This is a genomic window from Neiella holothuriorum (assembly GCF_019457915.1).
GTDB classification, from domain to species: Bacteria; Pseudomonadota; Gammaproteobacteria; order Enterobacterales; family Neiellaceae; genus Neiella; species Neiella holothuriorum.
In genome coordinates this window covers 1-13,252 of record NZ_JAHZSS010000022.1, presented here as the reverse complement: position 1 = coordinate 13,252, position 13,252 = coordinate 1, and the positions used below count along the sequence as shown (strand labels likewise).

General features: G+C 47.8%; 15 protein-coding genes. 12 read left to right on the top strand and 3 right to left on the bottom strand.

Annotated features, from left to right (window positions below; all coding sequences use genetic code 11):
• The first annotated feature begins 140 nt into the window (after positions 1–140).
• From rpsA to pyrF, 5 genes are all read left to right on the top strand, one after another.
• Entirely contained in the window at positions 141–1,817 is a 1,677-nt protein-coding gene (gene rpsA / locus K0504_RS15145) for a 30S ribosomal protein S1 (protein WP_220104998.1), read from the top strand.
• 69 nt (positions 1,818–1,886) lie between these two features.
• A complete protein-coding gene (gene ihfB, locus K0504_RS15140) occupies positions 1,887–2,168 on the top strand; it encodes an integration host factor subunit beta (protein WP_220104997.1) in 282 nt (93 codons plus the stop codon).
• 113 nt (positions 2,169–2,281) lie between these two features.
• Positions 2,282–2,551: a LapA family protein gene (locus tag K0504_RS15135; RefSeq protein WP_220104996.1), complete on the top strand. Its 270-nt coding sequence runs from the start codon at positions 2,282–2,284 to the stop codon at positions 2,549–2,551.
• Positions 2,552–2,556: 5 nt separating this feature from the next.
• A complete protein-coding gene (gene lapB, locus K0504_RS15130) occupies positions 2,557–3,717 on the top strand; it encodes a lipopolysaccharide assembly protein LapB (RefSeq protein ID WP_220104995.1) in 1,161 nt (386 codons plus the stop codon).
• A 32-nt stretch (positions 3,718–3,749) separates the two neighbouring features.
• Positions 3,750–4,445: an orotidine-5'-phosphate decarboxylase gene (gene pyrF, locus K0504_RS15125; protein WP_220104994.1), complete on the top strand. Its 696-nt coding sequence runs from the start codon at positions 3,750–3,752 to the stop codon at positions 4,443–4,445.
• On the opposite strand, the gene rrtA is transcribed toward pyrF, so the two are convergent.
• Positions 4,430–5,020: a rhombosortase gene (gene rrtA, locus K0504_RS15120; protein ID WP_220104993.1), complete on the bottom strand. Its 591-nt coding sequence runs from the start codon at positions 5,018–5,020 to the stop codon at positions 4,430–4,432. The two genes, pyrF and rrtA, sit on opposite strands and share 16 nt — an antisense overlap.
• Before the next feature lie 390 nt (positions 5,021–5,410).
• Here rrtA and K0504_RS15115 point away from each other — a divergent pair, with 390 nt between their 5' ends.
• Genes K0504_RS15115 through K0504_RS15105 form a run of 3 tightly spaced genes read left to right on the top strand, consistent with a single transcriptional unit; the run spans position 5,411 to position 8,083 of the window.
• Positions 5,411–5,635, top strand: a complete 225-nt coding sequence (locus tag K0504_RS15115; RefSeq protein ID WP_220104992.1) for a FeoA family protein — start codon at positions 5,411–5,413, stop codon at positions 5,633–5,635.
• Between the two features lie 5 nt (positions 5,636–5,640).
• On the top strand, positions 5,641–7,851 hold the full coding sequence (gene feoB / locus K0504_RS15110) for a ferrous iron transport protein B (RefSeq protein WP_220104991.1): 2,211 nt from the start codon (positions 5,641–5,643) through the stop codon (positions 7,849–7,851).
• The gene (locus K0504_RS15105) at positions 7,841–8,083 is read left to right on the top strand and encodes a FeoC-like transcriptional regulator (RefSeq protein ID WP_220104990.1); all 243 of its coding nucleotides are present in this window, start codon (positions 7,841–7,843) and stop codon (positions 8,081–8,083) included. The genes feoB and K0504_RS15105 overlap by 11 nt, the downstream gene beginning before the upstream one ends.
• A 21-nt stretch (positions 8,084–8,104) precedes the next feature.
• Here the strand turns inward: K0504_RS15105 and queC are convergent, their stop codons facing one another.
• Positions 8,105–8,764 carry a 7-cyano-7-deazaguanine synthase QueC gene (gene queC / locus K0504_RS15100; protein ID WP_220104989.1) on the bottom strand — a complete coding sequence of 220 codons (660 nt, stop codon included), beginning with the start codon at positions 8,762–8,764 and terminating at the stop codon, positions 8,105–8,107.
• A 69-nt stretch (positions 8,765–8,833) separates the two neighbouring features.
• Between queC and queE the strand changes: the two genes are divergently transcribed.
• Positions 8,834–9,508, top strand: coding sequence for a 7-carboxy-7-deazaguanine synthase QueE (gene queE / locus K0504_RS15095; RefSeq protein WP_220104988.1), 675 nt, complete (start codon positions 8,834–8,836; stop codon positions 9,506–9,508).
• Between the two features lie 103 nt (positions 9,509–9,611).
• The gene (gene can, locus K0504_RS15090) at positions 9,612–10,250 is read left to right on the top strand and encodes a carbonate dehydratase (RefSeq protein WP_220104987.1); all 639 of its coding nucleotides are present in this window, start codon (positions 9,612–9,614) and stop codon (positions 10,248–10,250) included.
• Between the two features lie 27 nt (positions 10,251–10,277).
• Here can and K0504_RS15085 read toward each other — a convergent pair whose 3' ends face one another.
• Positions 10,278–11,249: a hydrolase gene (locus K0504_RS15085; protein WP_220104986.1), complete on the bottom strand. Its 972-nt coding sequence runs from the start codon at positions 11,247–11,249 to the stop codon at positions 10,278–10,280.
• A gap of 145 nt (positions 11,250–11,394) precedes the next feature.
• On the opposite strand from K0504_RS15085, the gene K0504_RS15080 reads away from it, so the two are divergent.
• Together K0504_RS15080 and K0504_RS15075 are read left to right on the top strand one after the other, a co-directional pair.
• Entirely contained in the window at positions 11,395–12,276 is an 882-nt protein-coding gene (locus K0504_RS15080; protein ID WP_220104985.1) for a sulfite exporter TauE/SafE family protein, read from the top strand.
• Positions 12,277–12,528: 252 nt separating this feature from the next.
• Complete coding sequence (locus K0504_RS15075; RefSeq protein ID WP_220104984.1) at positions 12,529–12,972, top strand: DUF3859 domain-containing protein; 444 nt, start codon at positions 12,529–12,531, stop codon at positions 12,970–12,972.
• Positions 12,973–13,252: the final 280 nt, after the last annotated feature.

The window sequence follows — 13,252 nt, the reverse complement described above, 5'->3', positions numbered from 1 at the left end:
CTAGGAAGGGTACGAACATTGTGTAGGGCAACGTTCCTACGAATGGGTACTGTTTGTAAGGATGCAGACGGTAATTTTGAAGCAGCCCCAACTAGCAGGATGCTAGGTGGTACTTTTGTATTTTATAAAGTTAATTAAACATGACTGAATCATTTGCTGATCTCTTTGAAGAAAGCTTAAAAGAACTTGAAACCCGTCCTGGCTCAATTGTTAAGGGCACCATCGTTGCTATCGAAAACGGTGTTGTTCTGGTTGATGCTGGCCTTAAATCTGAATCTGCTATCCCAGCAGAGCAATTCAAAAACGCCGAAGGCGAACTTGAAGTAGCTCTGGGCGACTCTGTAGACGTAGCTCTGGACGCAGTTGAAGATGGTTTCGGTGAAACTCAGCTATCTCGCGAGAAAGCCAAACGTCACGAAGCTTGGATCGTTCTTGAGAAAGCTTACGAAGACGCAGAAACTGTTACTGGTGTTATCAACGGTAAAGTTAAAGGCGGTTTCACTGTTGATGTAGGTAACATCCGTGCATTCTTGCCTGGTTCTTTGGTTGACGTACGTCCAGTACGCGACACATTGCACCTTGAAGGCAAAGAGCTGGAATTCAAAGTGATCAAGCTCGACAAGCGTCGTAACAACGTAGTTGTTTCTCGTCGCGCAGTAATCGAGTCTGAAACTAGCCAAGAACGTGAGTCTCTGCTTGAGAACTTGCAGGAAGGTCAAGAAGTTAAAGGTATCGTTAAGAACCTAACCGAATACGGTGCTTTCGTAGACCTGGGTGGCGTTGACGGCCTGCTGCACATCACTGACATGGCTTGGAAGCGCGTTAAGCACCCAAGCGAAATCGTAAATGTTGGTGACGAAATCAATGTTAAAGTTCTGAAATTCGATCGTGAGCGTACTCGCGTATCTCTAGGCCTGAAACAATTGGGTGAAGATCCATGGGTAGCAATTGCTAACCGTTACCCACAAGACACTCGCCTGACTGGTCGCGTTACTAACCTAACTGATTACGGTTGCTTCGTTGAAATCGAAGAAGGCGTTGAAGGTCTGGTACACGTTTCAGAAATGGATTGGACTAACAAAAACGTACACCCTGCGAAAATCGTACAATTGGGTGACAGCGTTGAAGTTATGGTTCTTGAAATCGACGAAGAGCGTCGCCGTATTTCTCTGGGTCTTAAGCAATGTAAAATTAACCCATGGGATGAGTTCGCTACTAAATTCAACAAAGGCGATCAGGTTAGCGGTAAGATCAAATCTATCACTGACTTCGGTATCTTCATCGGCTTGGACGGCGGCATTGACGGCCTAGTTCACTTGTCTGACATTTCTTGGAACGCAGCTGGCGAAGAAGCCGTTCGCGAATACAAGAAAGGCGACGAAGTTAACGCGGTTGTATTGCAAGTTGACCCAGAGCGCGAGCGCATCAGCTTGGGCGTGAAGCAACTAGCCGAAGATCCATTTAATAAATACCTGAACGATAACAAAAAAGGTGCTATCGTTAATGGTACTGTTGCTGCAGTTGACGCCAAAGGCGCAACAATTGCTTTGGCCGACAGTGTAGAAGGTTACCTGCGCGTAGCTGATATCTCTCGTGACCGAATCGAAGATGCCTCTTTGGTGTTGAACGAAGGTGACGCGGTTGAAGCGAAGCTGATGGGTGTTGATCGTAAGAACCGCCAAATCAATCTGTCTATCCGTGCTAAGGATGAAGCAGAAGAGAAAGCGGCTCTCGATAAAGTCAATAGCGATAGCGCAGCTAGCGATGCTGGTTTCTCTAACGCCATGGCTGAAGCCTTCAAAAACGCTAAAGGCTAATGCGTCGGGGGAGGCAACTCCCCCTAGCAGCAACAATTACTTGGCAATTACAGGACGGTGACGTTAGGTATGACTAAATCTGAACTGATTGAACGTCTGGCCAGCAAGCAGTTGCAGCTGTCAGCTAAAGAAGTCGAAAACGCAATCAAAGAGCTCATTGAGCAAATGGCAACGACCTTAGAATCTGGTGATCGCATTGAGATCCGAGGTTTTGGTAGTTTTTCGTTGCATTATCGAGCACCTCGTGTCGGACGTAACCCGAAGACAGGGGACTCGGTTGAACTGGAAGGCAAATATGTGCCTCATTTCAAACCGGGTAAAGAGCTTCGCGAGCGAGTTAATAACGTTTAGTTAGTGGCTTCTAGCACTGAAATCAATCGAAGACGGCATGCCTAATAGGCGTGCCGTTTTTTTTTTGCAATAATCAAGGTCATCCGTTGGATTAACAAAGCCGTTACTTATCTATGAAACTGTTTCTGACCATCGTCGTTATCGTATTGCTTGTGGTACTAGGCTTAGCTTTTGGTGCTCAGAATGATACACAGGTAACCGTCAACTATCTGATTGCGCAAGGGACTATCTCTTTGCCCGCATTGGTTGCTGCTGTGCTGTTGATTGGCTTTGTTCTCGGCTGGGCAACCACAGCGCTGAGCTATTTTTCTCAACGTTTTAAGTACGGCCAATTACTCCGAAAAACTCGTAAACTTCAGCGCAAAATTGATGCGGCTGATTAATTCTTATGCTTGAGCTACTGTTCCTCTTGTTGCCTGTTGCTGCTGCCTATGGCTGGTACATGGGGCGCCGTAGCGCCGCGCAACAGCAAAAAGATCAACAGCAGCAACTATCAGAGAAATATGTATCAGGCCTGAATTACCTACTCTCAGACGAGGCTGACAAAGCTGTCGATTTATTCATCGAAATGATTAAAGTCGACAGCGACACCATTGATACCCATATGGCCCTAGCGAGCTTATTTCGCAAGCGTGGAGAAGTAGAGCGGGCTATAAAACTCCATCAAAACATTCTTGAACGTACCAGCTTAAGTCAGGAGCAGCACCGCTTAGCGGTGTTTGAATTGGCGCGGGACTTTTCTGCTGTTGGCTTGCTTGATCGGGCCGAAGCACTTTATAAAACCATTGCTGGTAAGCGTGACATTGGTGAGAAAGCCACTCGAGAATTAGTATCGATCTATCAAAGTATGCGCGACTGGCCAAGCGCCATTCAATATGCCGAGCGATTGCCCGCAGACTGTGGCATGGGCCAGCAAATTGCTCAGCTTTACTGCCAACTAGGCGAAGAGCTACCAACCGAAAAATCAGACCAAGCCATCAAGCTATTCAAACGTGCGTTACGAACTGATCCGAATTGTGTTCGGGCCAGCATTATGGCCGGTCAATGGTATTTGCAAAGAGAGCAATACCAAACTGCCATCGAGCAACTTCAGCATGTACTGAATCAAGACGTTAATATGGTGTCGGAAGTGATTGTGCCGCTGGAAAATTGCTACCGTCAATTGGGCGAAACAAGCCAATTGCAGCATTTTCTCATGACAGCGGTTGAGCGTGGCGCGGGCGCATCTACGGTGATTTCATTAGCCGAGTTGCTCAAACAACAAGATCTTTCTGAAGATGCAGAGCTGTTAGAGCTCACTCAGCTCAGGCGTTACCCATCACTCAAAGGTTTCTTTCATTACATGGACTACCATTTGGCAAAAGCCATGGATCAAGAAGCGAAAGCTAGTCTTGTCATGTTGCAGCACTTGGTCGGTCAACAGCTTGCAGTGAAGCCCAAGTACCGTTGCCTTTCCTGTGGATTTGCTGGCAACGTCTTGCAATGGCAATGCCCTTCCTGTAAAAGCTGGGGCGAAACCAAGCCGGTGCGTGGGCTAGACGGTGAATAAGGTTTAAAAAAGAATTAGGACGAGCAGATTAAATGACAGATTCAAAAGTAATTGTGGCGTTGGATTACCCTACTCAAGAGCAGGCACTAGCCTTTGTTGACCAAGTAAACCCAGAGAGTTGTCGACTTAAAATTGGCAAGGAAATGTTCACCTTGTTCGGTCCTGATTTTGTTCGCCAATTAGTTACCAAAGGCTTTGATGTCTTTTTGGATATGAAGTTTCATGATATTCCCAACACCGTCGCCAAAGCGGTGGCGGCTTCTGCCGAGTTAGGTGTTTGGATGGTGAATGTACATGCCAGTGGCGGCAAGACCATGATGGAAGCCGCTCGCAAGGCTCTTGAGCCTTATGGAGACAATGCCCCCAAATTGATTGCTGTGACAGTGTTAACCAGCATGAGCGCAGATGATATGCGCGATATAGGCGTTAAGGTCGAGCCATTTGAGCATGTTCGTCGCCTTGCTTCGCTTACGCAAGAAGCTGGACTTGATGGGGTCGTCTGTTCAGCAAGGGAAGCCCGTATGTTGCGCAGCCGGCTCGGTGATGACTTTTTGCTAGTCACCCCTGGCATTCGTCCTATTGGTGCTGATGCTGGCGATCAGCAGCGGATCATGACGCCGGAAAAAGCCATCGAGCAAGGCGCCAGTTATTTGGTGATTGGACGACCAATCACCCAAGCAAAACAACCACTTGAAGTGCTTGACCAAATTAATCAGTCACTTGCTTGATGCTTCGAACGAACAATTAACTGCAGTAATATTGCGAGTAGGGCGCCGGCAATGGCGCCCACTAAATGATTTGATGTTGCAACCTGAGCATCAATGAGTTGACTTGTTACCTCACTGCCACCCCAATACCCTTCAGCGATTAGTTTGATCACTAATCCCGTTGCCAGTACGGCCATAAATAATCGAGCCGAGTTAAATTCTCGGATCACCAAGTAGGCCACCACCCCATGCAATGCGCCAGATAATCCAACCAAGCTGGTCAAGCCACTATCACCCATTATAAAACCAAGGCTACTCAACGCGCCTAGGCATAGTGTTACTAAAGGCATGCGCCAAGATCTCAGGGCCGTATCTGATAGCTGCGCGATAATGACATAAGCCATCAAGTTCATGACGAGATGATAGCCGTTAGTATGGGCCAATGGCGCAGAGATCAGTGTCCACCATTGACTGCTCAGAGGTTGGTTCGCGTGTATGGCTAAATAAGGCGCGTTAGACGGCCACCGGAAATGCAGGCCAATGGCTATGATCGGTATGAGGCTGAGCCAGAGGACGTTGGAATGTTTGATGCGCAAGTGACACAGCCTGTAAACGCAAAGAAAGCCAAATGATACCAAGCTATTGCTGGAAAACGATCTTTTTAATAACTATGCCAATTAAAGTCGTAAAAGCTGCACTAAATCAAAAAATATGAAGTTGAACGGCTCTTATACTCAGAATTGTGCGGTATATAACGAAATTAATTTCTATTATCGCATGGTCTTTGTGGGTTGAAGCGTTGGTCGACACCTCGCGCTCCCTTCAATTGGTTAACGGCCGAGTTCAGGTGTTGTGAAAGTGTTTTACGACGCGAGGGACACGCTACATGACCGAGTTGATTCATGTTCAACTATTTAGAATCAGCGACAGCTGTATTATAGTATCGAACTGATTACGATTCTTGTTTACATTTAAGTTGGTGCTCAATGACTTTAGATCGTCTCAAACCAAGCCAAAAAGCAGTCGTCCGCGCGATTGATTGCAAGCAACCATCACGTGGCAAGCTGATGGATTTAGGTGTGATCCCGGGCGCCAGTATTACTTATGTTAGACCTGCGCCCTATGGTGCCGGTTGCCAAATTGAAGTCAAAAGCACTCAGCTGATGCTGCGCGGCGATTTGGCTGCAGCAATTGAGGTACAGCAAGCTTGAACCAAATGACGCGTATTGCCCTGGTTGGTAACCCCAATGCAGGTAAAACTACACTATTTAATGGACTAACCGGTTTAAAGCAACGCGTTGGTAATTTCCCCGGCATTACGGTTGAGAAAAAACAAGGTAAGCTAAGTTATAACGAGTATGTCGCTGAACTAGTTGATTTGCCCGGTGTTTATTCTCTGATCCCACAGCAACAAAGCTCCGATGATGAACGCGTCACCCTGGATTACCTGATCCACGAAACGCCCGATGTCGTGCTCAATGTGTTAGATGCAACCTGTCTCGAGCGTCATCTCTATTTAACCACCCAACTTGCTGAATTAGGTCGCCCTATGGTGGTGATCCTGACGCGAGCTGATGTGGCCCGCAAGCAGGGCATCGTCATCAATCACAATGGGTTAGAAGCGAAGCTTGGTGTGCCTGTATTAGAAATTGATGGTACCCAACCGCAAAGTTATCTCGAGCAGCTGGTTGCATTATTGGCAAAGCCCCAGCTTGCCAAACTAATCCCGAATTACGATGAGCATGTTGAAAGCTGGCTAGCAGAGCAAGCTGTGGAGTCTCGTTTAACCGCTTTGGTTAACTTGATTGATCGTCATTACCGTGGCGAACAACCGGTTGCCGGTGATATCGAGTTAGACATTGCCAGCAAGCGCTACCAGCTGTGTAACCAAGTGGCTCGCAGTGTGGTGACCGATCCAACCATCGCAGCAGAGCAGTTCAGTCACAAACTTGATCGCTGGGTACTAAATCCTTGGTTAGCGCTGCCTGTATTTTTAGGCGTGATGTATTTGATGTTTATGTTCACCATTCACGTTGGTGGCGCATTTATTGATTTCTTTGACATTGCAGTTGGCGCAATTGCTGTCGATGGTACCGCATCAGTGCTTGAGTCTATTGGCGCTCCGGCGATTGTTATCGCATTACTGGCCGATGGTGTTGGTGCCGGTATTCAGACCGTCAGTACTTTTATTCCGATTATTGGCTGTTTGTACTTGTTCTTAACCGTGCTCGAGCAATCGGGCTATTTAGCGCGTGCCGCGGTGGTGGTCGATCGTTTAATGAATCGACTTGGCCTGCCGGGGCAGGCTTTTGTTCCTATGATCATGGGCTTTGGTTGCTCTGTGCCTGCGGTAATGGCAACCCGCACCTTGGAGCAAAGCTCTGAGCGAGTGATCACCAGTGCCATGTCGCATTTCATGTCATGTGGCGCACGTTTACCTGTTTATGCACTATTTGCCGCCGCTTTCTTTCCTAGCACCGGCCAGAACATGGTGTTTCTGTTGTACCTCCTCGGTATCTTAATGGCGATCCTCACTGGGTTGGCGCTGCGTCACTCATTGCTGCCGGGAGAGAGTTCTAGCGTAGTGCTTGAGCTACCAAATTATGAACGGCCACATTTAAAGCCAGTACTGCTTAAAACCTGGCAAAAGCTGAAAGGCTTTGTGGTTGGTGCCGGTAAGATTATTGTCATCATGGTTACCTGTATCGGGCTGCTCAACTCGTTGGGAACAGACGGTACGCTCGGCAATCAAGATACGAATAAATCGCTGCTCTCTAAAGTCAGCCAAACCATCACGCCACTGTTTTACCCAATGGGTATTGAAGACGATAACTGGCAAGCAACCGTTGGTATTTTTACCGGCGTGTTTGCAAAAGAAGTTGTGGTCGGCACGCTCAATAACTTGTATCAAGCCGAAGCCGGTGATGAAGAAGCCGCTACCTTGATGGAGTCTTTGGAAGAAGCGGTTGGCTCGGTGACTGGCAACTTAGTTGCGATTAGCGGCGCCTTGCTCGATCCTCTCGGTATTGATATTGGCCATGTCGAAGACATCGAATTAGCGGCCGAAGAACAAGAGGTTAGCAAGTCTACCTATACCGCAATGCAAGAACGTTTCAATGGTGCGATTGGCGCCTTCGCTTATTTACTGTTTGTGCTGATGTATATTCCGTGTGCCAGCGCTACCGGTACTATTGCACGCGAAATTGGCCTGAAGTGGGCGGTGTTTATCGGTGTTTGGAGTACGTTGTTGGCGTATTGTAGCGCTACAGCCTTCTATCAGGGCGCTTATTGGATCCTTGATGGCTCCGGCTCTGTTTTGTTGTGTGTGTTCGCCTTAGTGGTACCTGCGCTGAGTTTCTTGTTGATGCGGACAAGCGCGATTAAAGCTTGGTTTGGTCAACAGAAGGTGTTGGCTCATGCTGCATGATCTTGTTGCTTTGCTGCAAGACAAAGGGCCGCTTAGCCAAGCCATGATCGCGCGCGAGCTGAAAGCCAGTGAGCCTGCGGTTGCTGATATGCTGAATTTGCTGGTTAAACGCGGGCGAATAAAGCGATTATCAGCAGATGCATGTGATGGTGGTTGCTGCAGCAGTGCTGGGGTGGAAATGTTTCAATGGCAAGGCGAACAAGCCTTGCCATTGGTCAGTAAATTAGACTAGCAAACTAGATTAGTTTGCTGGTTATGCTTCGTAGCTAAGTGGATCGGTGGCCTTATTTTCGGTAAAGGCCTCTAATCGCTCGACACAGGCGCCACACTTACCACAGGCCTTTTCGCGGCCGTTATAGCAAGTCCAAGTCTCTGAGTAATCTAACCCCATGCTTAAACCGTCCGTTAAGATTTCGATCTTAGAGTTATTTAAGTAAGGGGTAACAATAGCCACCGGCTCATAATTGGCCAGCAGCGATACTTCATTCATCTTGTGGACGAACTCAGGACGACAATCTGGGTAAATGGCATGATCGCCACTGTGGGCACCGTAATATACCGCCTCTGCCTTCATCGATACGGCGTAAGCTATAGCCAGCGATAACAGCACCATGTTGCGATTTGGCACCACTGTCGACATCATGCTTTGTTCTTCATAATGGCCTTCAGGGATCTCAATATCATCGGTCAGCGAACTGCCGGCGAGCAATGCATTGATTGCACGAATATCGATGACTTGGTGAGGCACATTAAGACGTTTGCAGACCGCGCTGGCAACGTCAATTTCTTTTACATGCCGTTGACCGTAATTAAAGGTCAGCGCATGGACTTCTTTGCCATCTTTGATGGCACGGTTCAATACGGTGTATGAGTCCATCCCACCGGAATAAATCACAACGACTTTGTTACTCATATTCTTGCCTGAGCTGCTAGGATCCTGTACAAGACGCGCATTCTACATAAAAGCGGAGCCAACGGCAGCATGAAGTATCCCGTCAACGAAGTTTTTCAGACCATTCAAGGCGAAGGTGTGCATGCTGGTGTGCCTGCAATCTTTGTTCGCCTACAAGGTTGCCCGGTTGGATGCGCCTGGTGCGATACCAAGCACACGTGGGATGTCGAACCTGACGATGAAGTGGCTCATGATGTCATTTTCACTAAAAAGCTCGATTCGCCGCAGTTTAGTCGGCTTGATGCCGAACAGCTCATAAGCTTATTCAACGAGCAACAGTATGCTGCTCGTCATGTGGTGATCACCGGCGGTGAGCCTTGCATGTATGATTTGACCGCGCTCACCACGCAACTGATCGAGCAGGGCTATTCGGTACAAATCGAAACCAGTGGTACCTTTGCTGTGCAAGTGGCAGAGCAAAGCTGGGTGACCGTTTCGCCTAAAATCGCTATGAAAGGCGGTATGCCGGTGTTAGCAGAAGCAATGCATCGCGCAGACGAAATCAAGCACCCAGTCGCTCGTCAGCAAGATGTAGATAATCTTGACGAACTGCTGGCACAAGTGGAGCTTTCTGACTCAGACGTTTTTATTTGTTTGCAGCCGATCAGCCAAAAAGCCAGAGCGACGCGCTTGTGCATGGATACGTGCATCGCACGAAATTGGCGCTTGTCGGTCCAAACCCATAAATATATCGGCATTGCTTAGCGCAATTATCCTTATAATTAGCGGGAGCACTGACCAGTCTGAATTTACGTGACTTAACCGGCTTGCAGAATATACTGAGTGTCGCACTAGAAACAGGTGATTTATGCCAGTAATCAAACAATTATTTAAACAAAATGAAGAGTGGGCAGCGCGTACTAGCGACGCAGATCCTGAGTTTTTTGATAACTTGTCTGAGCAACAGAGCCCAGAGTACCTGTGGATTGGTTGCTCTGACTCGCGCGTACCGGCGAACCAAATTGTCGGCTTGCTGCCAGGCGAAGTGTTTGTTCACCGCAATATTGCTAATGTGGTTGTGCACACTGATCTGAACTGTCTGTCGGTGATTCAATATGCCGTTGAAGTGTTGAAGGTGAAGCACATCATGGTGGTTGGACATTATGGTTGTGGCGGCGTGAAGGCTGCAATGGGCAATGAGTCATTCGGCTTAATTGACAATTGGCTGCGCCACATTAAAGACGTGTACCGCGCGCACAAGGCTCGAATTGAAGCTATTGAAGACACGGATAAGCGCTTCAATCTAATGTGTGAACTAAACGTGCGTGAGCAAGTAGCCAATGTTTGCCATACCACCATTGTGCAAAATGCCTGGCGCTCAGGCCAAGAGCTATCGGTTCATGGCTGGATTTATGGCCTTGATAATGGCCTGATTCGCGATATGAAAGTGACTGTTTCTGGCGTTGACGACATCAGCCGCATCTATTCGATGGACGGCGCAGAGTAACGCGCTCACAGCTCCGATTGGTGTGGCCTAGCGTGCCAACCAATCGGGTACTACTTGCTCAAGCCAATGCTCCGGCTTGAGCAAACTTCCTTGAATAAACCCCACATGACCGCCGTGACGGGTCAAAACATAATCAACATGATTCGATAATTCCGCCGCAGTAGGGATGACTTCGTTGTTCATAAACGGATCGTCTTGAGCGTGCAGAATTAAGGTTGGCCGTTGTATGCCTTTCAAATATTGCTTGCCGCTACATTGCTGATAGTAGTGATCGGCACCATCAAAGCCATGAAGTGGTGCAGTGACAAGATTATCAAAATGCCAAAAGCTACGAACTCGACGAACCTGATTGGGGTGAGGCGGGCGAAAATGCTGCCAGCTTTTGTGCTGATAGGCCGCTATGGTTTTATTCACCAACGAGTTAAGCAAATATCGTTTGTAGATATAGGCAGACCAATGGCTCAGTTGCTTGGCACAAGCGGCTAATTCAAGTGGCGCTGAAATGACAGCAGCACGCTCAACCAAGCTCTTGCTACCGGTAGTTCCTAAATAACGCACCAATACATTACCACCCAAACTGAAGCCAACCGCATGAATGGCTGCTGTGGGATAGTGCTGTTGCAAGAAACTGAGTACACAGCTTAGGTCTGATATTTCACCAGAATGGTAGCTGCGCTCAGTCTGATTGGGCGCTTGACCACAACCGCGAAATTCAAACACCACAGGCACGCGCTCTGGCGACGCTAAATTGGCCACCATGCCTTTGATGTAATCGGACTCTGCTGAGCCTTCAAGGCCATGGAGTAGAAGGACGATAGTCTTTGTTTGTGCCGTGATGTTTGCAGCCCAATGCAACAACAGTTGCTCACCATCGCTGGCGAGCAAGGTTTGTTGTCGATAATTGAGTCTGTTTCGGCGTGCTCTTATCCGTGTCCACAGCGTTTGTAGGTGGCGATTTCGCAGCAGGCGAGGCGGGTTAAATAGCGGCAATTTTGACAAACGGTTCGTTCCAGTTGAGCAAATGGTGGGTTGTTAGCTGCTTGCTGAGTGTCACAGTTTAACGGCAAAAAGCCAATGTTCGCTTTGCGCAATGATTACCAGTTGATAGATTCGACATCAAAGAAAACGTTTTCATTGGTTTTGGATGATAGCTGCTCTGGCACACATTAATCGTAAATGGCTTGCCGCCGCATTCACTGTGCTGTGGTTAATTTGCGTTGCATTGCTGCCTGAACCAATCGTTCTTGTCACCGAGCACATAAAGTTCAGTTTACTTGGCCTGATTGGAGCCGTCTTTGCCAACGCAACTGGGGCCGGTGGCGGGGTGGTATTTATTCCGGCGTTCCATCAATTGGGATTTTCCGGAGCGCAGTCAGTGGCAACAAGTTTCGCTATTCAATGCTTTGGTATGACCGCAGGTGCACTGTCTTGGTGGTTAGGGTATCAACGGCACCAACGCACACATGCCAACTGGCAGAGCTTCGGAAAAATCATTGGTTTATGCATAGTTGGGTCGGTGAGTGGCGCCTTAATTAGCCAATACGCCCATATACGAGCTCCGGCCGCTACCCATTTAGTCTTCAGCGTTTTTTCTATCATCCTTGGCTTAATGACCCTCTACAGCTGTAAGCGGGGGGCTGGGGTGTGGCGAAACCAAATTAATGCCGTCGATTGTTGGATGATTAGTTGGATTGGTTTGGCCGGCGGGATGGTCACCGCTTGGCTGTCCGTTGGCGTTGGGGAATTGTTAGCTGTTTATTTGATATTGCGCGGCTACCACTTAGCGATGTCGATTGCCGCAGCCGTGATCGTTTCGGCCATTACGGTTTGGAGCGCAATACCGTACCACGTACTTGTTAGCCAAGAAATTCAATGGGGTGTCGTATTATTTGCTGGCCCTTGTGCAGTTATTGGCGGGTTGCTTGCTCGTTCGTTAGTGAGTCGCCTGTCGATACGGCTGGTTAAGTTATTGTTTGCAGCTTGGGTATTACTCACCGGGGTGTTTACCTTGGTGTTGTCGGCCTGAATTGATTGGAGCAAGCGGCAGAAGCAGTTCGGTTTGCTATCAATATATTAAACGGACTCCAAACATTAGCTGTTCTACGTGGTCATTAACCCCGCCATAGTTCTTCGTTAAATTACCTTTTGGTTACACAGAATATTTTCCTGTATCGGCCTTGCAGGGGATTTTTAGTTGTTGCGCGTTTACTCTTGATAGCTGCCATATTGGCGCTGTGATCGCTATAATTGCCGGGTTTTCTTCTTGTGGCACGGTGTTATGGCTAAGACAAAGTTCTCCTCTCGAATTGTTAGCGCTGGAATTTATGACGGATTTGATGCATCCAGCAAGCAGCTGCCTAAAATTAAGTCCTTCACCCGCCATGTATTGGCTGAGCTTGACGTCGAGTTTGGCCTAATCGTCAATATCAGCAAAGCGAAAGGACACCGCATCGTGTGGCGCATTGAACATCCCAACCTAGTTAATGACGAAGGTGACGTAATGCCACCATTCGAAGGTGAGGAGTTTATTAGTGACAATGACTGGCACTTTTATCTTGGCGATTGTATTTGGGCGCCGATCGATGACAAAGGCGGGAACTGGCGTATGACCATTGAATTGAATGGTGCGCTGATTGTGGATGAAACCTTTGATGTTGAAGTAGATGAATACAAGGTGCTTAACGATGATAGTTTCTGGCAGGGAAGGCGTCGTAAGTCGTAGCTTATGTAGATGAAAACTTGTCAGTAATTTTTACATTAGCGTTCGCTAAATTTTAAATTGGGCTGATTTCTCGCACTTGCCGGAAAAATAACCATTTTAAATGAGTGGCTTAGTTAAATTGGAACAGTATGTGCTCAACCTTTGACGCTATTGCAACTAGCGTTTTGGATCGTTCCCAAGGACGGGTTCATCCTCTTTAACGCGTGTGCCGTCCTAAAATAAGTTGACGGTTTTTATTAAGCCAGCGTTCCTTCAACGCTGGCTTTTTTGTGCACTTGTT